This window comes from Streptomyces sp. YJ-C3, assembly GCF_053891275.1.
On sequence record NZ_CM132685.1, the window covers coordinates 4247131 to 4266981 of the forward strand.

The 19851-nt window shown below is 67.8% G+C and carries 18 protein-coding genes; 6 read left to right on the plus strand and 12 right to left on the minus strand.

Annotation, left to right across the window (positions count from 1 at the left end; genetic code table 11):
- Positions 1-194 precede the first annotated feature (194 nt).
- From ACVHNB_RS18940 to ACVHNB_RS18955, 4 genes are read right to left on the minus strand one after another with little or no spacing between them, the layout of a single operon-like run.
- On the minus strand, positions 195-1034 hold the full coding sequence (locus tag ACVHNB_RS18940; RefSeq protein ID WP_456228701.1) for a hypothetical protein: 840 nt from the start codon (positions 1032-1034) through the stop codon (positions 195-197).
- 40 nt (positions 1035-1074) lie between these two features.
- Entirely contained in the window at positions 1075-2142 is a 1068-nt protein-coding gene (locus tag ACVHNB_RS18945) for a Leu/Phe/Val dehydrogenase (protein WP_428949958.1), read from the minus strand.
- 55 nt (positions 2143-2197) lie between these two features.
- Positions 2198-3949 (minus strand): biosynthetic-type acetolactate synthase large subunit, encoded by a 1752-nt coding sequence (gene ilvB / locus ACVHNB_RS18950; RefSeq protein ID WP_456228702.1) that lies wholly within the window; start codon positions 3947-3949, stop codon positions 2198-2200.
- A 24-nt stretch (positions 3950-3973) separates the two neighbouring features.
- Positions 3974-4936, minus strand: coding sequence for a hypothetical protein (locus tag ACVHNB_RS18955; RefSeq protein WP_456228703.1), 963 nt, complete (start codon positions 4934-4936; stop codon positions 3974-3976).
- 638 nt (positions 4937-5574) lie between these two features.
- Between ACVHNB_RS18955 and ACVHNB_RS18960 the strand changes: the two genes are divergently transcribed.
- The gene (locus ACVHNB_RS18960) at positions 5575-6348 is read left to right on the plus strand and encodes an AMP-binding protein (protein ID WP_456228909.1); all 774 of its coding nucleotides are present in this window, start codon (positions 5575-5577) and stop codon (positions 6346-6348) included.
- Positions 6349-6533: 185 nt separating this feature from the next.
- On the plus strand, positions 6534-7109 hold the full coding sequence (locus ACVHNB_RS18965) for a peroxidase-related enzyme (RefSeq protein WP_428949954.1): 576 nt from the start codon (positions 6534-6536) through the stop codon (positions 7107-7109).
- Between the two features lie 723 nt (positions 7110-7832).
- Here the strand turns inward: ACVHNB_RS18965 and ACVHNB_RS18970 are convergent.
- The 3 genes from ACVHNB_RS18970 to ACVHNB_RS18980 form a co-directional block, all read right to left on the minus strand.
- Positions 7833-9071 carry a hypothetical protein gene (locus tag ACVHNB_RS18970; RefSeq protein WP_456228704.1) on the minus strand — a complete coding sequence of 413 codons (1239 nt, stop codon included), beginning with the start codon at positions 9069-9071 and terminating at the stop codon, positions 7833-7835.
- Between the two features lie 627 nt (positions 9072-9698).
- On the minus strand, positions 9699-10919 hold the full coding sequence (locus ACVHNB_RS18975; RefSeq protein ID WP_456228705.1) for a metallophosphoesterase: 1221 nt from the start codon (positions 10917-10919) through the stop codon (positions 9699-9701).
- Positions 10920-11162: 243 nt separating this feature from the next.
- Positions 11163-12317 (minus strand): MFS transporter, encoded by a 1155-nt coding sequence (locus tag ACVHNB_RS18980; protein WP_456228706.1) that lies wholly within the window; start codon positions 12315-12317, stop codon positions 11163-11165.
- 120 nt (positions 12318-12437) lie between these two features.
- Here ACVHNB_RS18980 and ACVHNB_RS18985 point away from each other — a divergent pair, with 120 nt between their 5' ends.
- Positions 12438-13202 (plus strand): AraC family transcriptional regulator, encoded by a 765-nt coding sequence (locus tag ACVHNB_RS18985; RefSeq protein WP_456228707.1) that lies wholly within the window; start codon positions 12438-12440, stop codon positions 13200-13202.
- Between the two features lie 138 nt (positions 13203-13340).
- Here ACVHNB_RS18985 and ACVHNB_RS18990 read toward each other — a convergent pair whose 3' ends face one another.
- Both ACVHNB_RS18990 and ACVHNB_RS18995 read right to left on the minus strand, forming a co-directional pair.
- The gene (locus ACVHNB_RS18990) at positions 13341-13679 is read right to left on the minus strand and encodes a hypothetical protein (protein WP_456228708.1); all 339 of its coding nucleotides are present in this window, start codon (positions 13677-13679) and stop codon (positions 13341-13343) included.
- Between the two features lie 168 nt (positions 13680-13847).
- The gene (locus ACVHNB_RS18995; RefSeq protein ID WP_456228709.1) at positions 13848-14585 is read right to left on the minus strand and encodes a VOC family protein; all 738 of its coding nucleotides are present in this window, start codon (positions 14583-14585) and stop codon (positions 13848-13850) included.
- A gap of 355 nt (positions 14586-14940) precedes the next feature.
- Here ACVHNB_RS18995 and ACVHNB_RS19000 point away from each other — a divergent pair, with 355 nt between their 5' ends.
- Positions 14941-15315, plus strand: coding sequence for a hypothetical protein (locus ACVHNB_RS19000; RefSeq protein ID WP_428949947.1), 375 nt, complete (start codon positions 14941-14943; stop codon positions 15313-15315).
- A 202-nt stretch (positions 15316-15517) separates the two neighbouring features.
- Here the strand turns inward: ACVHNB_RS19000 and ACVHNB_RS19005 are convergent, their stop codons facing one another.
- Together ACVHNB_RS19005 and ACVHNB_RS19010 are read right to left on the minus strand one after the other, a co-directional pair.
- A complete protein-coding gene (locus ACVHNB_RS19005; RefSeq protein ID WP_456228710.1) occupies positions 15518-16150 on the minus strand; it encodes a hypothetical protein in 633 nt (210 codons plus the stop codon).
- A 138-nt stretch (positions 16151-16288) separates the two neighbouring features.
- Positions 16289-16741 (minus strand): MarR family winged helix-turn-helix transcriptional regulator, encoded by a 453-nt coding sequence (locus ACVHNB_RS19010; protein ID WP_428949945.1) that lies wholly within the window; start codon positions 16739-16741, stop codon positions 16289-16291.
- A 184-nt stretch (positions 16742-16925) separates the two neighbouring features.
- Here ACVHNB_RS19010 and ACVHNB_RS19015 point away from each other — a divergent pair, with 184 nt between their 5' ends.
- Complete coding sequence (locus ACVHNB_RS19015) at positions 16926-18383, plus strand: MFS transporter (protein ID WP_456228711.1); 1458 nt, start codon at positions 16926-16928, stop codon at positions 18381-18383.
- A 64-nt stretch (positions 18384-18447) separates the two neighbouring features.
- On the opposite strand, the gene ACVHNB_RS19020 is transcribed toward ACVHNB_RS19015, so the two are convergent.
- Positions 18448-19008, minus strand: a complete 561-nt coding sequence (locus ACVHNB_RS19020) for a CGNR zinc finger domain-containing protein (RefSeq protein ID WP_428949943.1) — start codon at positions 19006-19008, stop codon at positions 18448-18450.
- Between the two features lie 121 nt (positions 19009-19129).
- Between ACVHNB_RS19020 and ACVHNB_RS19025 the strand changes: the two genes are divergently transcribed.
- Positions 19130-19762 (plus strand): LysE family translocator, encoded by a 633-nt coding sequence (locus tag ACVHNB_RS19025; RefSeq protein WP_428949942.1) that lies wholly within the window; start codon positions 19130-19132, stop codon positions 19760-19762.
- Positions 19763-19851 lie beyond the last annotated feature (89 nt).

A 19851-nucleotide genomic window follows, 5' to 3' on the forward strand; every position in this document is an offset into this window, starting at 1 on the left:
CGCCAGGATCGCAGAGCTTCGGGTCGAACGGACGGGGGCGATGCCATGCGCCGTGACACATATCCGTAGTTCCGCACGCACCGGAGCGCGAACTCGCACCGCCTTCGGGCATCCTCTACGTCCTGCACCGCGACGTCGCCTGGCAACTCCTGAAGTCGTACGACTCATAAGCCGTACGCGCGGCTGCAGTTGCGCTACCCGCGGTGCCCGGCGGCGAGGTACCGGCCGAGCGCTGTGCGAAACGCGTCGACGAACGTGCGCCTGGTGCTGTCGGGTACGAGGTCCAACGAGAGGTACGGATTGAGATCCTCGATCTCCATGAGCAGCAGTTGCCCGTCCTCGGTACGGCAGCCGTCAACGCGCTGGATGCCGTGACGGATGTCGTTCCAGGAGATGAAGGAGCGGGCGAAGGCGAGATCGGCGGCCGTGGCCTCGTAGGGTTCCAATGCCCAACGAGCCTGTGGATCAGGTGCGTTGAGGGCGTACTGGAAGATGTCGTCGACGAAGTAGAACGAGACCTCGTAGCGGATCGGAACCGTCGGCTGCAGCAGGTTGCCTGTCCGCTCGACGGTGGCGGCCTGCCGGGGTGACAGGTGCTGAAGCCCGATGGAATCCGCTCCCCACAGCGGCTTGAGTACGTAGCCGGCAGCACTGGGCAGTGCGCTGAATTCCTCGTGGTCCTCGATGGTCGGGATGACCGGACAGCCCGCGCGGTAGAGGTGGGGGAGGTAGGCCTTGCCGGCCATGTCGGCCTTGCCCCGCAGCTCGTTGTAGACCAGCGCACCCGTGCTTGCCGCCTGCTTGCAGAACTGCTCGTACTCGAGGCGGTAGTGGATGACGGGGCCGCTGTTGCGGACCACGACCAGGTCATGCTCTTCGAGCATGTGGGTGGCCTGCGCAGGTGTGCAGGTGGTGATCGCGAAGGCGTCGCGGAGCTGGTCGGTCAGGAAGACGTCCTCTGCTCCGTAGGAACGTCCGCCCTGGGCTCCGTAATGCGGGTCGGTCACGTACAGCACGGAGGGCTTGCCGGTCACGGTGGTGCGCCTTTCCTCGGGAGTCTCACATGCCATGAGTTCAGCGGACCGTCTGGGTGGCGGGGCCGCGTGCCACGATGCGTTCCGCGAGGTCCAGGGCGACGTGGTGGGGTGTCTGTCCCGTGCCGGCGGATTCGGCGAGGACTTCGCGCGTGGTGGTGCGGATCCGCTGGGTGTGGGCCCGGGCGCGTTCGGCGTCGAAGTGCTTGAGCTCGTCGGCGATCTGGATGACGCCGCCCGCGTTGACCATGAAGTCCGGGGCGTAGAGGATGCCGCGCTCGTGGAGTACGTGGTCCAGGCCGCTCTCCTGGAGTTGGCGGTTGGCGGCGCCGCAGATGACGCGCGCCTCGATCGTGGCGGCCCGCTCGGCGCTGATCGCGCCGCCCAGCGCGCAGGGTGCATAGATGTCGAGGCCGGCGGCCAGTACGGCGTCGTCGTCCTCGACCAGGGTGACGTCGGGGTGGCGGCTCTGGAGCTGTGCGCGCGCCTGCGGCAGCACGTCGGTGGCCACGACCTTCGCTCCTGCCTGGCGCAGGTGTCCCACGAGGCGGCGCCCCACCTTGCCCAGGCCGGTGACGCCGACGGTGCGTCCGGACAGGTCCGCGGAGTTCCAGGTGTGTTCGGCGCAGGCCAGCATGGCCTGGAACACGCCGAAGGCGGTGAGTTCACCGGAGTCGTCGGCGCCGCCGTGCTCGGCCGGCCGGCCGGTGACGTAGGGGGTGGTGTGCGAGATGCGTTGCATGTCGGCGGGGGCGGTGCCGACGTCGCAGGCGGCGATGTACTGGCCCGCAAGGGAGTGCAGGAAGACGGCGAACGCATCCAGCCGCGCCGGAGACTTCTCGGTGGCGGGGTCGGCCATGATCACGGCTTTGCCGCCGCCGTGCGGCAGGAGGGCGATGGCGTTCTTGTGCGTCATCGCGCGCGAGAGTTCCAAGGCGTCCTCGACGGCTGCTTCTTCGCTGGGATACGGCATACATCGCGTGCCGCCCAGGGCCGGCCCCAGGCGGGTGGTGTGTACCGCGATGACGGCCCGCAGTCCGCTGGAGGCGTCCCTGCACAGCACGACTCGCTCGTGCTGGTGGCCGGCCGTCAGGTCGATGATGTCCATGTCGTTCGTTCTCCTCAGATAGCGGTGGTGTGCCTGTTGGTGAGAGAGGGTTGGATCAGGCGTCGTCGCCCCATGCGGGCGACATGTTTCGTGCGAACTGAATGGCGCTGTTGCTCGAGTGCGGCATGACCATGGGCCACAGCGTCTCGTCGGCGCGGACGTGGAAGTCGATGACGACCGGGCGGTCGTTGACGGCCTGAGCGCGAGCCAGGACGGGCTCGATGTCCTGCGGGCGCGTGCAGCGCAGCCCCACACAGCCGAAGGCGCGGGCCAGGTCCGCGATGTCAGGGGTGCTGCGAGGCAGTGTGGTGTGTGCGCGGCGTCCGTCGTAGAAGAGGTCCTGCCATTGCCGGACCATGCCCAGACCGCCGTTGTTGATCACAGCGACCTTGACGGGAATGCTCTCCGCTACGCACGTGGACAGCTCTTGGCAGGTCATCTGGAAGGATCCGTCGCCGTCGATGACCCACACGGGGCTGTGGGGATCGGCGAGTTGAGCGCCCATCGCGGCGGGCAGCCCGTAGCCCATGGTCCCCAGGCCGCAGGAACTGAGAAAGCTCCCCGGACGCTCGTAGGAGATGAACTGGGCGGCCCACATCTGGTGTTGCCCCACACCCGTGGCAATACGTGTGTGCGTGCCGCCGATGCGTCCGACCGCTTCGATGACCTCCTGTGGTGCGACAGCCCCCTCGCGAGAGGGCTCGTACCCCAGGGGATAGGCGTGCTGCCAGGCCCGCAGCTGCTCGCGCCACGACTCGTGGGCCGTAGTGGAACGGCCATGGGCCCATGCCTTGTACAGGTCAGTCAGGAAGCGTCGGGCATCGGTGTGCACGGCCAGATCGGCGTGACGGATCTTGCCGATCTCGGCGGAGTCGATGTCGGCGTGGATGACCTTGGCATGCGGTGCGAACGTGTCGGCCTTCCCCGTCACCCGGTCGTCGAAGCGGGTGCCCACGGCGATGACCAGATCCGCGTGCTGGAGCGCCCCGACCGCGGCGATGGTCCCGTGCATCCCCGGCATCCCCAGGTGTGCGGGGTGACTGTCGGGGAAGGCACCGCGAGCGGCAAGGGTGGTGACCACCGGGATGTGCGTGGCGTCCACCAGATCTCGTAGCTCGCCCGTGGCCCGCGCCCGTAGGACGCCCCCTCCGATGTAGAGGACGGGCCGGTCTGCTGCCCGCATCATGGCCGCGGCGGTCTCCATGGCCGCCTGGTCCGGCGCCGGAGAGGAGGGCGGAGCCGGCACTGCGGACAGTGGCGCTACGGCGGTGGGAGCCTGCAGCGCGTCCTTGGTCACGTCGACGAGGACCGGACCGGGGCGACCTGAAACGGCCAGATGGAATGCCTCGTTGAGTGCCTCGGCGATGTCAGCGGCGCGGGTGACCTGACGGCTCAGCTTCGTCACCGGTGCCGCCAGGGCACAGATGTCGGCCTCCTGGAAGGCGGCAGTGCCCAGAGCCGTGCTGTCCACCTGCCCGGTGACAGCCACCAGGGGGACCGAGTCCGCGCATGCATCGGCCAGAGGGGTGAGGAGATTGGTCGCTCCCGGTCCACTGGTGGCGATACACACTCCGGGCTTCCCGCTCACCAGGGCATATCCCTCGGCCGCGTGTCCGGCGCCCTGCTCGTGGCGGACCAGTACGTGGCGGATCGAGCTGCTGCGCGCCAGCGGGTCGTAGAGCGGCAGTACCGCGCCACCTGGAATTCCCCACACATGCCGCACGCCGAGCTGTTCCAACGTGTGCACCACGACGTGGGCTCCCGTAACGGTTTCACCTGACATGGAGTCTCTCCCAAGTAGGGGCATGAGGGCCGGACGGCTGTCGACGGTTCAGCACAGGAGGTTCTGCACCTGACGCCGCAGGAGCGGCAGGTGGGACGACAACGCGGGATCCGCAGCGACGGGCAGCCAGCGTGAAGCGGTACCCAGATTCGTGTTCGGGGGAATGCCGCAGGTGCCGGCCAACAGAGCCAGCAGCCACGCCGTCACCTGGCCGGCACGCGCGCCGGCCAGCGGGTCACTGTCGCGGCCGCCCAGGACCCCCAGCATGATCACTTCGTCGTCGGGCGGTGAGATGCGGCCGGGGGCGGCACACGGAGCCGGCGCTTTGCCCTGCCAGATACATCCCTGAGCATCGATGAGGTAGTGCCACGGCAACTCGTCGCGGCCCCGTATGTCGGAACAACATCGAGCCAGGGCCGACATGTTCAGCCACGCGTTGCTCTCGCAGTCCGCTGAGCCCTCCAGAAGGTCCTCTGCACAGACATGCTGAAGAGCGATCACTTGCGGATGGCTGCCCGGCTGACCAGAGTCGCGCAGATCAAGTTCCGCTCCTGCCGCCCACTGGGCGCGGGAGACGAAGTCGCTGCGGATGCTCTGGCCTTCGGGGAACCGGAATCCCTTCACGGGTTGGGGACGCACGGCAGACGCAGGGTCCAGGTCGAGACAGAGCTCGACGATGCGCACCACCGACATGCCTCGGGGGACGCGCAGCTCATAGCGTTCACTGAGCGGGAGCGCGATGAGACCGAAGTAGTCGCCGTCGCCCCGCGATCCGCCCGTCGGCACCAGGCCCGGCAGACGCACCCACGGGGTCCACAGCCCCTCGGACTCGGCACGGACCACCACTCCGTCCGGCGCCCCGTGCCACACCACCTGAAGGTGCGTGAGTCGGTGCTGCGCAGTGAAACTGCCGCCGGTGGGCGAGTGGTGTGCGTACTTCCAGACGAGCCGTGGAACGTCCGGCGTAATCGATTCAACTTCTGATCGCACTAATTGGGTAGTGGTGGCCATTCCTGTCCTCCGCTTGATTCGAGGCGCGGGGTAATCCCAGGCCCGCACAGGGCGGTCGTGTGCCGTCCGGTACGTGCGGGCTCGAGCGGACGGTGTGCGGTTGCTGTAGTGGCGTCTTCCTTGAATCGGTTGGGCCACTCCCGGGATTCAACAGATTCAACATCTGCGCCGCTCGCTGCGGTTGGCGACAGGGCGAGGAGAACCCGGGAGCGCTCCGCATGTTCGCAGTTCAGCGGCGATGCAGACCTTCGTGGTCCGAAGTATCGGTCCGGCACGAATACGCCACCGGATGCGCCGGGCGCACGCCACTGCCCCTCAGTGCGATGCGGAATCCTCTTTATCAGATGGCGTGCGCAAGATACGGTCGGCCACCTGCCCATTGACTGGCCGGAATAGGTCACCCGCGCAGGCGCCGCCGTCGGCGAAATCGCAGGAGCACGAAATCTCGCCCCACAGGCCGTGTTCTCTCACCCGTGCGACATCGGGCACTGCGCCAAGGTGCCGCCCAGCCGAATCCAGCGCCGGAAAAGCGCTCACAGAGTGAGGTCTTGAAATCCTTCAAGGAGACGGAGCGACCTATGAATGCGACAGCGGCTTGGCAGGTGACGGCGCGCCATTCTCGCCTGCTGCCCGGCCCCATGACCAACAGAACGGGACACAAACGCGACAGGGGCCCTACGACGTCGTCCGCCGCCTTGACCGACCAACTCGTCCACCAAGCATTCTTCGCGCTCAGTCACGCGAGTCCGGCGCAGCCGGCGCTTCTCGACACGCGAGGGTGCCTGAGCAGGACCGCCCTCGCCTACCACGCGCGACGGGTAGCGAGCGTGCTCGTCGGCCACGGGGTCAAACACGACGACAGAGTGGGCATCAGCGTGCACGACAGCCGGCACTACGTCAGCGCCCTCCTGGGAATCCTGCTGTGCGGCGGATGCTGTGTCCCCGTCAGCCCCCGCAGGAAGCCGCGACGACAGCAGGTCGAACTCGCCCGCTCCGGGTGTCGCTTCGTCCTCACGGACCGAACCTGGGACGCGGCGCTCAGCCCTACCGATCCCACCCCCGTAGACGCATCCGATCCGTATGACGTCCCCACCATCTGGACGGTCCCGCCGATCCAGCTGCGCACGGCCGCGCACGCTCCTCCACTGCCGGCCCACAACTTCGCCAAACGGGCGGGTGATGCCTGGATATGGCGAACAACGGGAACTGCCGAAGCCTCCGCGACCGGTCACCGCACGGCGACCCGTACCGTCTCTGCCTTGTGTTCCCGCCTCGGCCTGCACGAGCACACCCGGACCAGTCTCCGGCAAGCATCGGGATCCGAACTGTCTCCCTACGCCATTCTCCCTGCGTTGAGCACTGGAGGAACCTTGATCGTTCCGGATGGGCAAGCGCCGACACGGCCCACATGAAGCGCCACCAAGCTGCGCTCGCACCCGTCAGCTGACCTGCAGCATCTCTTCATCCTGCAGATTCGCCTCGAGAGGCCACAACCGTCAGGTGGTGTGCCGCGCCCTCAACGGGGGAGTGACGATCAAAGCGGGGGCTGCGCGCGACGCGGCCACCCAAGTGAACCTGTTGGAAAGGAAGTCGACGCGTGAGCAGTCACAGTGTGAGCCGCTTCGGACACGTTGCACTGGCGGATTTCCCACAGGACCTGCGGGAGCGGATCGAGGCGGTCGCGGAGAAGACGGGGTTCGTACCGAACGTCTTCCTGGCTCTCGCCCGGCGCCCCCGTGAACTGCGGGCCTTCCTGGACTACCACGATGCCCTCATGGACTCGGACGAGGGGCTGTCCAAAGCCGAGCGCGAACTCATCGTGGTGGCAACCTCGGGGGCCAACCGCTGCACCTACTGCGTAGTGGCGCACGGCGCGATCCTGCGGATCCGTACCAGGGACCCAGAGATCGCGGAGAAGGTAGCCACGAACCCTTACGGCGCTGAGCTCAGCCCCCGGCACAGGGCTCTCGTGGATCTGGCGCTGGTGATCGCCCAGGATTCCGCCTCGCTCACCGAGGCGCAGCTGGAGCGGGCGCGCGCTGCGGGACTGACCGAGGACGAGATCTGGGACGTCGGGGCGATCACCGCACTGTTTGCCCTGTCCAACCGAATGGCCCACCTGACGGCACTGCAACCCAACGCCGAGTTCTTCACGATGGGCCGCCAGGTGTAGTGATCGTAAGGGCTGCCGATGAGGGCGGGATGCGGTGATAGCGAGGGCCCGTGTGCGGAGGGGATGCCTGACCTTTGCCTCCACGGGGCGCCCACCCGCGGGACGCCAGTCACACGGCGGCATCAACTCTGCGATGACTCTCATGGTCGACGTTGGCGTTGGGCCGCTGTGGGCTGTGCGGTGGAGGCGTTGGAAAGTGCCGACCCCTCGGCGGGTTGCTCCGGCGGGCCTGTTTTCCGTACCTGAACTCAGCCTCAAAGAATCGGGCTTGGCCCAGCGGACCAGGACGAGGTCCGCTCCGCGTCCGCGGAGGCGAGTCGAAGGCCAGAGAGCAACAGTGAGTTCACCCGGGTGGCTGTGACGGCTCGTGGCCGGGTGCGAGCTGTACCAGCATCGCTCTCGGAAGGCGGCTGTCGAGGCGGAGAGTGAACTTGGCATGAACGACCCATTGATGACCGGAGCTCTCCTGCACGAGTGGGCGGAAAAGCCGGAGGCAAAAGAACTGCGGCTCCACGGAGCGAAGAACGCTGACGCCGGACAGAACAGCGCCGGCGCGCCCAATCCGTCGGTGCGAAGGAGCGCATGCGCACCCGGAGATCACCACTGTGAGTCGACTGATCCCGATCACGAGTCCGTCGTGCACCTCGACAGCCCCAGGACCGTGAAGTGGCGTCGCCAAGGCGGCCCGGACACGGAACGCCGGCGAAGCAAGTGAACGGGAAATCAGCGCGCCGGTAACGCCAGTCGCGTCACCCATCGATGCAGCTGAGCATTTCGCTGGGTGAGCGGCTCGTTGCGCACGCTGCGTACGAGGCCGCGAAGCGCGTCCTGGACGGCGTCCGATCGCAGTTGCCCGGGCAGACCCAGATCGAGCAGAGCATTCAGGTGGGGCGTCGCGGCAGCTGCCGAGGAAGGCAGAAGGAGTTGGGCGAGCCTGACGTGAGTCAGAGCCCGATTGCGCAACTCCGCCGCGGGGCGCAGCTCCAGAGACTCGTTGAGTACGGCAATGGCCTCCTGCCGGTGACCGCAGTCAGCGAGGACATGGGCTTGCTGGAAAAGGAATCCGGCTTCTGGGTACGTCGTGAAGGGATCATCAAGCGCCCCGGGCGCCTGGTAGAGCGACTGGGCCCGGTCGAGGGCGCGTCGGGCGGCTTGCGCGTTGTGGATAGCCGCCAGGATGCTGGCACTCATGATGACCGAGTAGGCCTGAGTGGCAGGCGCCTGGGCGTAACGGCGGGCCTCGTCGGCCAGGCTGAGTGAGGTGATGTGCTGCCCGCGGCGGTGGGCCAGGGCTGCGCGGGCCCGTAGGGCGATGGACTGCAGGTCAGGGGAACCCGCGTGCTGCGCCAGACGAATGGTGTGCTGCCACAGTGTGTCCGCTCGTCCAGGTTCTGCGCGGTCTGCGACGAGCAGGCCGAGTGTGTAGGCGAGCTTCGCGGAATCGGTCAGTGACGCAGGAGAGGTGTCTCGGGGCCCCTCGTCCGTGATGTATGTGGTCAGCGCACTGCTGCCATGACTGCCGTAGCGGTAGTGCAGATGAATGAAGAACGCAGCTGTTGCTTCACGTGGTGTTGGCGCGGTCGTTCCGCGTTGCCCGGACGACGACGTGTGAACTGACGGCGCAGGGTGCTGTTCTGCGTGAGCAGGGGGAGGGGCGCATGTCTTCAGGAGATCTTCGATGAGGCTGGAGGCGGCCGGCCCCGAAGCAGGGGGAGCTGCCAGACCGACATCGGACAGCGTGAGTGCGCGATTGAGGCGAATGCCCAGCGCGGCGGCAATCAGACGCGGGGTGGGATCGCGCGGTCGTGTACCCCTGAGCCAGTGCGCCACCGAGGTGCGATCGTAGTGGAGAGACGTTCCTTCGTGGCTCGCCAGAGCATTGACTGAGCGAGCCAGCTGTTCCATCGTCCATCGTGCATCGTCAAGTAGACGGCGCAGCTGCAGATTCGGCGTGCGCGTCATGTCTGGCTTCCTCCTCGACCAACCGTACGGAGATACCTTTCGCCGGCACACCTGGAACGGATGCGGTCCTTCGTCAACGGTGATCAGCTGGCTTGTTTGCAGCGTCTCGCGGCCGACAGCCGTCGCTCGGGCGTGGGTTGGTCGAGCGTGTGTCCAGCGGCTTCGCAGAGGTACAGGCAGAGTCGGTGGCGGCTTGGGCATGAGGCGCCGCTGCACCCGTGAGCCACAAGACCTTGATCAGTCGGCCCTCGAAGGATGCCCGTACTTGCCATCGGAATGCGCGGATTCCATCGATAGCGTGGGCGGTACGCGTGAATTCAACACTTTCAACAGTCAACCGCGCGATTGCTGCTTGAAGTGTCGCGAACCGGCGCAGCATGCCACGTGAGTGCAGTGAGATCCCTGCGCGGCCGGCGGCTGATGGCTCCCGAAATGCCGCAGCATTTTTGCAGGACTCATCAGCAGCTCGTGTGAACGCGTCTTCAACCCACCTTGGTCGAAGAGGGGTGCTGTCGTCCTGCTCCGGGCACGCCTCGCACCATCCCTACCGTGACCGCGACCGCGACCGCGACCGGGACCGGGACCGCGACCTGGAACAGCCCACCCCCCCCTGCAGCCCGGTCAGGTCTACGGCGAGGGGGGCCGCTGCGGGGAGCGGAGCACGAGCAGGGTGATCTCGCTGGGGGCGAAGATGCGGAACGGCGGACCCCAGAAGCCGGTGCCACGGCTGGTGTAGAGAAGAGTGCGGGTGCCGTGGTGGCTGAGACCGGCGAGTGCGGGCTGGTCGATGCGGACCAGGTGGTGGAAGGGCCAGATCTGTCCGCCGTGCGTGTGCCCGGAGATTTGGAGGTCGATGCCGGCGGCTGCCGCCCGGTCGACGAACTTGGGCTGATGGGCGAGGAGCAGGACGGGTAGGTCGGGGTCGGCGCCGTTGAGGGCTCCGGCGAGGTGGGCGCGGTGGCCGGCCAGGCCGGAGGACTCGGCGGTGACGTCGTCCACGCCGGCGACCACGAGGGTGTCGCCGCCGCGTTCGAGCAGCAGATGGCGGTTGCGCAGCGGCTCCCAGCCCAGCTCGTCCATCAGGTCGACCCAGCCCTGGGCTTCGCTGTAGTACTCGTGGTTGCCGGTGACGTAGACCCGCGCCCGGCCGGCCCGTACGGTGCCGAGTGGGGCGGCCTGGGCGCGGCGGCGTTCGGCCGTGCCGTCCGCGATGTCGCCGGTGTGGCAGACCAGATCGGCCTCCAGGGTGTTCACCGTCTCGCAGACCCGTGCCGACCAGCGAGCGCGATCGAGCGGGCCGTAGTGGGTGTCGGTGATGAGGACGACGCGAGTGCCGTCCAATCCGGCTCCCAGGCGGGGGAGTTCCACGTCGAGGTGACGCACGCGTGGCACCCGGCGGGCCTCGGCGTATCCCCAGGCCAGGAGCACGGCCGCTGTGCCGAGGACCGCCCAGGTGACGATCCGGGCCCGGTCCTGGCCCTCACCGACGCCGGCCAGGGCCAGGGCGAGCCGCAGCAGGACGCCGAGCAGGACGGACCAGGTGAACAGGACCCAGCTGGTGCCCAGCAGGGTGTCCCCGACGATCGCGGCCCGGTCCTGCTGCCGCCGCCCGTGGCCGCGCATCATCGCGAGCGGCATGCAGATCAGGCCGAGGGCGAACAGTGCGGTGCCGACCAGCGTGACGGGGAGCGGCCAGTGCTGGCCGGTGTGCAGCAGCACCCAGCAGGGCACGGCCCACAGCAGGACGGGGGCGATGAGGGGGATGTAGCGCATCAGGCGGCGCAGTCGGCTGTGCTCAGCCGCAGCCGCTCCACTGTCGGCGGGTGAGGTTTCGCTGGTGTCGGTCACGCTGCCCCTTCTCAAGCAACCGGACTGCCGTTGCGCGCACTGTATCCGGTCGTCTTTGGGCCGGTTCCTAGTGGTGACCTATGCGGTGAATGGGCAGAGCGTGCCGCTGCTCCTGTCGCTGCAAGCGCGCGACGAACTACGCTTCCGGGCCACCCGGTTCAGCGCCGGCATCGGCCGCATCGCGTCGTGGACGACTACGTGCGTGCGCATGCCGTGCAGGGTTCTCGCATCGACCGTGCGGGGTCAGACGGTCGGGGGAGGGGCGTCCCCGGAGGGCTCCCGTTCGTGATGGACCGGTTCGCGCAATGCCGTTGAGAGCAGGATCGCGAGGATCGGGACGGTGGCGAGGACCATCAGCGCGCCCCGGGGGCCGTAGTGGGTGGCGACGATGCCCAGCAGCGGCATGAACAGACCGCCGGCGCTCATGGCGAGGCCGAGCGTCACCCCGGCTGCCGTGCCGGGCCTGCTGGGCAGGTAATCCTGGCCGAGCTTGATGAGCACCGCGAACGGGATGTTCGAGATCAGCCCGACCAGCAACGCCAGAGGCAGCGCGGCGTATTTGTCGTCGCAGATCAGCATGAGCCACAGTGCGGGCAGCATGGCGGCGTTGCCGATCTGGACCGTGCGGACCATGCCGATGCGATCGGCGAGCCGGCCGCCGAGCAGTGTGCCGAGTACGCCACCGCCGAGTTCGAGGGTCAGGGCGAGGCCACCGAGGCCGCTGCTCGCCTCAAGGTGGCGGATCCAGTACAGGGAGATGAACGTGTTGAGGCCGGTCGAGATGGTGGAGCGCACGATCTCGACGGCGGTCAGTGCTGCGAACAGGCCGGGCCGGTCCGTGCCCTGACGCTGAACCGTCCTTGCCGCGGCACCGGCGGTGCGATGGTGGTGGCGCAGCAGGATGAAGCCCATGAGGACGGCCGGCGGGACGAACAGCGCGGTCGCCTTCATCCCGAGGGTGTCCAGAGCTGGTGTGACCAGCGCCGGGGCGACGAAGAAGCCGACGCTGCCGCCGGCGGCGAAGTAACTCATCGCGGTGGCGCTGCCGCCGGCCGCGCGGCGTGCATCGCGCCCCGCCGGCGGATGGAACATGGCTATGCCCACGCCCGCCAGCAGCAGGAGCGCGAACACCAGCGGGTAGGAGGTCACCCGCCCGGACAGACCTGCCCCGGTCCCTGCCAGGCTGATGCCCAGCGGCGACATCCATCGCATCCGGTACCGGTCGGCCAGCAGCCCGATCGGTACCTGCGGCAACGCACTGCCTAGCGTTGCGGCCAGCGCCAGCCCCGACGCCTGCACGTAGCTGAAGTCGCGTTGCAGCACGAAGTACGGGACGGTCGCGGGCACCAGGCCCTGGTAGAAGTCGTCGACGGCATGGGCGCAGGCCCAGATCCGCATCCGACGCCAGTGCCCTGGCGAGGCATCGGCATGGAGGGGAGTGCTTGTTTCCTGAGTCGATGTCACCCCTCCACGATGGAGAAGAACACCATGGGCGCACTTCCCGTATTCTGCCTATCCATGTCGCAGATCCGCCATACGCCTGTCGCGCCGACCAGCACCCAGTTCCGCGACGGCGGCGACACCATCGACCGGCACCGCCACGACGACCACCAGCTCATCTACGTCAGCTCCGGCGTCCTTGCGATCACCACCGAACACGGCTCCTGGATCGCCTCCAACGACCGGGCCCTGTGGGTCCCGGCGAACACCTGGCACGAGCACCGCTTCTACGGACAGAGCCGCTTCCACACCATCGGCTTTCCCACCCGGAAAACGCCTCTGCTCAATGCCCGGCAGCCGACCGTCATCGCCGTCGACCCTCTGGTCCGCGAACTTCTCATCGCCCTGACCAGCACCACCCTCACACCGTCCGAGACCAGGCACATCGACGCGGTACTGCGCGACCGGCTGCGCCGCGTCACGACCGAGCCGATCGCCCTGCCCGCCGCACAGGACCGACGCCTCGCCGACGCCTGCCGCCTCGTCGAGAACGACCTGCGTCAGCCTCACACCCTCGCCCAGCTCGCGGCTCAGGTGCACACGAGCGAGCGCACCCTCTCGCGGCTGTACCGCGACGAGTTCGGCATGACCTACCCCCAGTGGCGCACCCGCGCCCGCCTCTTCACCGGGCTGATCATGCTCGCCGAAGGCGCCGCCGTCACCGACACCGCCCACGCCTGTGGCTGGGCGACCACCAGCGCGTTTGTCCACACGTTCGCCCAGACCATGGGCACCACCCCCGGCGCCTACCGAGCGGGCGTCCGCACGTCACCGGATCAGTAGCCCGCGCGCAGGCAGACAGGACTGCCGGCGTGGTGGCGGCTCGACGGCGAACGGCGTGGGGGCTGGCGAGAGTGGTCAGTTGGTGTCTGGATCGGGTTTCCACGACGTGGAGGGGCGGCGCCGGGCTCCTGCTCTCGGCTAGCACTCGCCCAGCAGCGAGGCGAGGGGGTCCTGGGTGAGCGGGACCGGCGCGGCCAGAGCCTCGTCGTAGGCCGGGCGCGAGAAGACGTAGGGGCCCAGGGGCAGTTCGCCCCACTCGGGACGTTGGGGCTGGTGGAAGCCGGACCAGGCGACCTCCGTCGAGGTGGCGCGGACCATGGCGGGCAGGGGCCAGCAGCCGGGCAGACCAGCCTGGTTCTGGGCCTGATAGACGAGGAGCTGGTCCCCGCCATGTGTTGACTTGCTCTGCGAGATGCCCGGCTCCAGGTTCAGGACCGGGCATCTGCAGCCACTCCAGGTCGCGCAGAGTGACGCCAAGCGCTCCAGCGTTCGGCATCGTTACGGTGGGGGAGAGGGGGTGAGCAGGCGCCCACCTGCGTCGGCTCGCTCCGTAGCACCGCCAGACCCTCGACATCCTGGGTGACCCCAGCCCACCCTGCCGGTCTAGGAGGGCCGCGCTCCAGGCCATTGAGTACGGGTAATCAGTCAGCCCCGACCGAGGACGCAGAACTGGTTGCCCGCAGGGTCGGTCAGGACGACCCAGGAGACGTCACCCTGACCCACGTCGGCCCTTTTGGCGCCGAGGCCTTCGAGCCTGGCGACCTCCCTCGCCTGATCCTCGACGGGCTCGGACATCACGTCGAGATGGATGCGGTTCCGTACGGCCTGGGCTTCGGTCGTACGCCGGAACTCCAGGTACGGCCCCACACCCTTGACTGAACGCAGCAGCGCTCGCTCGTCCGTCAGCTCGTGGACGGCCCAGTCGATCGCCTCGCCCCAGAACTCGACCATGGCCTGCGGCTCGTCGCAATCGACGACGATGGCGGCTATCGGCCCGGTGTCCCGGTAGAGCTCCCGGGGCTCCAGAACACTGAACGTGTTGCCTTCCGGGTCGGCCATCACGGTCCACGGAGTGTCGCCCGAACTATCAGAGGCGGGTGATGCCCCGAGGTCTGTCAGGCGTCCGACCAATTCCGCCTGATGGGCTTCGGAGGTGGTGGCGAGCTCGATGTGTACTCGGTACTTCACCGTCTCCGGGTCCGGGACGCGGACGAGATCGATACAGACGGCGGACGGGTCCGGCCAGTCGAAGCCCACGGGTTCCAGGTTGGTGACGCCGGGGCCCTCGCTGGATACGTCCCAGCCGAGTGCCTTCGCCCAGAACTGGCCGAGCGCCGAGTCGTCCCGGGCTTTGAAGTTCACCTGAACAAGTTGCAGCGTCATGCAGTGCAGCCTAGGCGATCATCTGTCGCGCAAGTGTGCGGAGTTGAGGGCGACGCCGGCCTGGAGCAAGGCCTCCTGAGTCGGACATCTCTCGTGTGAAGCGGGTGTCCTTACACGCCGGGTGTTGCTCAGGGGCTGTCGGCTGCAGCGTCATGACCTTCCGGGCCCCGGCCGTGACCGGAGGCTTCCTGCGTGCGTAGATCTCTATACGACAGGTGTCCAGCAGGCATTACTGCAAGAAGCGCTCCGCGAGCTCGCAGTGTGTTGCATATGCCTATGGAAAACACGCGGGGTGGCTAGCGTCTGGAGTGAAACTGGCTGTGCAACTGGCTGCGCCCTGCGTACGGAGGACCGAATGACCAATGTGGATGTCTCCCTCAAGATGCTGCTGACCGAGGTCGAGGGAGCGCTGGGTGCGGCCGTCGTCGACTACAACAGCGGTATGGCGCTCGGTGTTCTCGGGGGCGGCAAGGAACTGGACCTGACCGTCGCGGCGGCAGGGAACACAGATGTGATCCGGGCCAAGATGCGAACGATGGAGACACTCGGTCTCCAGGACAAGATTGACGACATTCTGATCACTCTCGGCACGCAGTATCACCTGCTCCGGCCCGTCGTCGGCAGTAACGGGCACGGGCTCTTCATCTACCTGGTGATCGACAGGTCACGGTCGAACCTGGCCATGGCGCGGCACTATCTCAAGCGTGTAGAGGAGCAGTTGGAGGTCTGATTGACCATCGATCGCCCTGCGCGGTGACGGCCTGCAGTGCGGACAGGCTGGCTCGCCGTCCTCAGTGGAGCCGCGACGACGATCGACGGGCCTACGGCGGGGTCAACGACCTTCAGATCCCACCCGTCGGTATGACCTTCGAGGCCAGAGCCGTCGCCACGGTACGCGAAGCGTGGACACGCCTGTCGGTACCCAGCCCCCGTCAGCCCGGCAAGCCGGCAGCCCTGCGCCTGGACGCGTCTTCGACGATGAGTGTGGTCACCCGCACCAGCGCGGGGCGCGGGGGAGTTGAGCCGAAGCCGAACCGGACCGGAGGGGTGACCGTGGTGAGGGGGCCTGGATCGTGCCCGTCGAGGCGTACGGATGCTGAGGTCAGTAGGTGTTCGTCCAGGGCGCAGTAGTACTCGTGGCGGGCGCCTCCGGCGCTGCCGTTGGTGCGCACGCCTCGACGTGCCAGCCGTGCGACCGGGTTGATCAGGCGGCACCAGCCGCGGGTTCGGGCGAGTGGCCGTGGTACGAGTGTGAGCAGTAGCCCGACGCCGGTGCGGCGGCCGGTCGCCAGCGCGAGTTCGACCGAGGGGCTCCGGACGATGAGGCGGCCCGATCTCTCGACGGTGAGTACGACGGATTCAACCCGTACTTCGTCGAACGTGTACGTGGTCGCGATGTAGTCGGCGACGGAAGGGGTCGGTGCGATCAGTATGCGGTGTCCGTCCGGCCGCTCGATCATCACGTCGGTCACCGGTCCGAACGGCGAGTCTCTCCACATGCCGACGACCAGCCGTACGCCGGACCGTGTGCCCAGCCCCGCGATCGCACCGTCGAATCGGTCCACGTCATCAAGCTTATGCGGTCGGTGCGGATCGTGATTGTTCCGGTTTCCTCGCCCTGAGCCGGAGGTAGCCCACAAGGGCGACGTGAGGCTCGCCCCTGAGCGTTGTGGCTATCGCAAAGAACTATCGCGAAGAAGGGGTCAGGACCGGGGCCAGGGCTGGCCGCTGAGTCGCTCGATGCTGGTGTTGAAACGCTGGAGGTAATGCGCGAAGGCTGTCACGTCCTCGGCCGGCCAGTCCTCGAAGACCTTGTCCAGTTCCTCTACGTGCACCTTCTGCTCGGCGTCCAGCCGCCGCACGCCCTCCTCGGTCAACCGGAACTTGCGGGCCATGCCCCCGTCGGGGTCGGGAATCCGCTCGAGCAGTCCTGCCCGCATCGCCTGCGCCGTCTGGCGATTGACCGTGGAGGCGTCGAGCGCGAACGCCTCGCTGAGCTGACCGATCGACATCGGCCCCTGCGCCCGGATCCGGCTGAGCATGATGTAGGCGCTGCGCTCGAGACGGTCTGCTTGCCGACGGCGCTTGTCATTGCCGAGCTGATGCCGGCCCAGCACCATGTGCTCGAACTCGACCAACTGCGAGGGCTTGTCCATGTACGTGCGTCCTCCCAGGTCCGACGGTATCGCAGGGCTTACGGCCAGGTTTCCCTGCCCTGGGCTGCACGCCCCTCATGCATGTGCCCTCTGCACGCGATATGCACGATACATTGTATGTGTATGCTGCACATCGTCGTACGCGGTGAAGAGATTCACGTGTTGAAGAGATAGAGGAGCCCTTATGGATGCCCCCGAGACGAGCAGCAGGTCAGGCGCTGTCGTCGCCACCCTCGCGCTCGCCGGTACCGTGGCCGCGATCATGCAGACGCTGGTGACGCCGCTGATCGCTGAGCTGCCGCAGATCCTGGACACATCGTCCTCGAACGCGGCGTGGGTCGTCACAGTGACACTGCTCGTGTCGGGCGTGTGCGTGCCGGTCTCCGGCCGCCTGGGAGACCTCATAGGCAAGCGCCGCATGATGCTCATCTGTGCCGTACCGCTGATCGTGGGATCGGTGGTGTGCGCGCTCTCCTCCTCGCTCGTGCCGATGATCGCCGGCCGTGGTCTGCAGGGCATGGGCATGGGGATGGTGCCGCTCGGTATCGCGCTGCTGCGTGACGTCGTGCCGGCCGAGAAGCTCAGTGGCTCCATCGCCCTGGTCAGCGCTTCCATGGGCATCGGCGGTGCCATCGGGCTGCCGATCGCGGCCGCGGTCGCCCAGTACGCGAACTGGCGCGTGCTGTTCTGGGGTTCGGCCGTGCTGGCCCTGATCGTCAGCGTGATGATCTTCGCCATCGTCCCGGATGTTCCCGCAGGCGCGAAGGGGCAGCGGTTCGACGCGCCCGGCGCCGTCGGCCTCGCCATCGGCCTGGTCTCGCTGCTGCTGGCCATCTCCAAGGGAGCCGACTGGGGCTGGACATCGGGCACCACGCTCGGTCTGTTCGCGGTGGCCGTCGTCGCGCTGTTCGCCTGGGGCCTCTACGAGCTGCGTACTCGTGAACCGCTCGTCGATCTGCGCACCACGGCCCGGCCCCGGGTGCTGTTCACCAACGCCGCTTCGATTCTCATCGGCGTCGGCATGTACTCCTTCATGCTGATCGCGCCGCAGTTGCTGCAGTTCCCGAAGGCCACCGGCTACGGCCTAGGCCAGTCGATGCTCGCGGCCGGTCTGTGGATCGCCCCCGGCGGCATCATGATGATGCTGATCTCGCCACTCGGCGGAAAGCTGATCAATGCGCGCGGCCCGAAGACCGCCCTCATCTGCGGTGCCCTCGTGATCGCTGTCGGATACGGCGTCGCTCTCCCGCTCATGGGGACGGCGTGGGGCATCATGCTCGCCGGAATCGTGATCAACAGCGGTGTCGCGCTCGCCTATGGCGCCATGCCCGCCCTCATCATGAGCTCGGTGCCGCTCTCCGAGACGGCCGCCGCCAATGGCTTCAACACCCTGATGCGGTCGCTCGGCACCACGATCGGCTCCGCCGTCATCGGCGTCGTTCTGGCCCAGATGACCATCAGCATGGGCGGATTCACCTTCGCCTCCGAGAACGGGTTCCGTACCGGCCTGATGATCGGCTGCGGTGTGGCTCTTGTGTCCGCCGCCGTCGCGACCCTCATTCCCGCCATGCGCAAGCCCGACGGCGACGGAGCCGCCGACGGACAGCCGACCGACGCCGACCAGGCTCCCGCCCGGGCCTGATCCTTCCGACGTGCGCGGTGCGCCCGGTCCTTCGGCCGGGCACACCGCGCACAGTCGCATGTGCTCACTTGGCTGCGGCTTTCGTTCTCCGGCTGCGGAAAGCGGCCACGCGCGCGCGGTTCTGACAGGTGACCGAGCAGAAACGGCGTCGGCCGCCGGGCGACTGGTCGATGTAGACGTCGGCGCAGTGCCCGCCGGTACAGACGCCGATCCGCCCGAAGCCGTGCTCGCCGAGGTACTGGCGCAGGGTGACCGCCGCCGCGGCGAGCAGGGCGCGGTCGGTCTTGGTCACCGTCCAGACCGCGCGGAGAGTGTCGTCGGCGCCTGCAGCTTCGAGTGCCGGCCGCGCGCCGCTGGTGGACAGCAGCCGCGTCAGTCGTCGCGCGCAGGTGCCGGCGTCCTCGGCGGCGAACACCGGGTGCAGCGCGTCCGCCGCGTCGGCCAGCATCTCCTTTGTGAGTCCGGCCCGCGCCTGCCCGGTAAGGCCCAGCCCCAGGTCCGCAAGGGTGTCCGGAGACGGCAGAGGTTCCTCTCCGCGACGGTCCTCCTGGCGAGGTCGTGTGCCCCATCTGTTGACCAGGTCAACGAGAACGCCCAGCGGGAGCGTGGAGATGGTGATGGCCATACCGCCCAGCGTAACGCATTGACCGGCTTCTTGGCGTTGCAGCCTCATCGGTGCCGACGTAACGTATTAAGCGGCTCTTGTGCGTTACGCAAATGGGTCGGGACAGACCAAGGAGGACGCCATGCTGGACCTCAGCCTTTTGCCGGCCTATCTGGTGGCAGTAGCGCTCATCTCCGTCGCCCCTGGTCCGGACGCCGCGTACATCGTGGCGGTGGCCGTGGAGCGCGGACCGCGAGCGGGTCTGCTCTCCGCGACGGGCATGGCGCTGGGCATGGTCGTCCACGTCACGGCCGCCGTACTCGGCCTTGCCGTACTGCTGCAGTCCACACCCGTGGCGCTGGCGGTAGTGGAGCTGGCGGGCGGCCTCTACCTCGGCCGACTCGCCGTGATCACCCTGCGCACGGCGACGAAAGCTCCCGAGCACTCGCCGGGACCGCCGCCCGAACGCGAGATCCTGCGCCGGGCGGTGCTCACCAACCTGCTCAACCCCAAGACCGTCCTCTTCTTCGCCGCGTTCCTCCCGCGGTTCACCAGCCCGGAGCACGGGCCGCTCTGGCTCCAACTCCTCACACTCGGGCTGATCTTCCTGGCCATGGGCCTCATCTGGGACAGTACGATCGGCCTCTGCGCCGGCCGCTTGGGCCAGGGCCTGATGCACGGCCGCAAGGCGGCCACCGCGGTCAACGTCGCAGCGGGCACTACCTTCGCGACGCTCGCCGTACTCCTGCTGAAGGACGCGGTCGCGGCGCTGTGAGACCCGCTGAGGCCGGGACGAGCAGCCCGCTGTCCGGGCGCGCATCGAGCACCCTGCTCGTCTGCCCGGCGTCACGCGGCGAGGGGACG

Excerpts from the sequence above, each read along its gene's own strand:
- ACVHNB_RS19020 (WP_428949943.1), bottom strand. The coding sequence starts at position 19,008 with ATGGCCATCACCATCTCCACGCTCCCGCTGGGCGTTCTCGTTGACCTG.
- ACVHNB_RS19010 (WP_428949945.1), bottom strand. The coding sequence starts at position 16,741 with ATGGACAAGCCCTCGCAGTTGGTCGAGTTCGAGCACATGGTGCTGGGC.
- ACVHNB_RS18985 (WP_456228707.1), top strand. The coding sequence starts at position 12,438 with ATGTCGCAGATCCGCCATACGCCTGTCGCGCCGACCAGCACCCAGTTC.
- ACVHNB_RS18945 (WP_428949958.1), bottom strand. The coding sequence starts at position 2,142 with ATGGACATCATCGACCTGACGGCCGGCCACCAGCACGAGCGAGTCGTG.
- ACVHNB_RS18955 (WP_456228703.1), bottom strand. The coding sequence starts at position 4,936 with ATGGCCACCACTACCCAATTAGTGCGATCAGAAGTTGAATCGATTACG.
- ACVHNB_RS18960 (WP_456228909.1), top strand. The coding sequence starts at position 5,575 with ATGACCAACAGAACGGGACACAAACGCGACAGGGGCCCTACGACGTCG.
- ACVHNB_RS19015 (WP_456228711.1), top strand. The coding sequence starts at position 16,926 with ATGGATGCCCCCGAGACGAGCAGCAGGTCAGGCGCTGTCGTCGCCACC.
- ACVHNB_RS18970 (WP_456228704.1), bottom strand. The coding sequence starts at position 9,071 with ATGACGCGCACGCCGAATCTGCAGCTGCGCCGTCTACTTGACGATGCA.
- ACVHNB_RS18995 (WP_456228709.1), bottom strand. The coding sequence starts at position 14,585 with ATGACGCTGCAACTTGTTCAGGTGAACTTCAAAGCCCGGGACGACTCG.
- ACVHNB_RS19025 (WP_428949942.1), top strand. The coding sequence starts at position 19,130 with ATGCTGGACCTCAGCCTTTTGCCGGCCTATCTGGTGGCAGTAGCGCTC.
- ilvB (WP_456228702.1), bottom strand. The coding sequence starts at position 3,949 with ATGCCCCTACTTGGGAGAGACTCCATGTCAGGTGAAACCGTTACGGGA.
- ACVHNB_RS18980 (WP_456228706.1), bottom strand. The coding sequence starts at position 12,317 with ATGCGGATCTGGGCCTGCGCCCATGCCGTCGACGACTTCTACCAGGGC.
- ACVHNB_RS19000 (WP_428949947.1), top strand. The coding sequence starts at position 14,941 with ATGACCAATGTGGATGTCTCCCTCAAGATGCTGCTGACCGAGGTCGAG.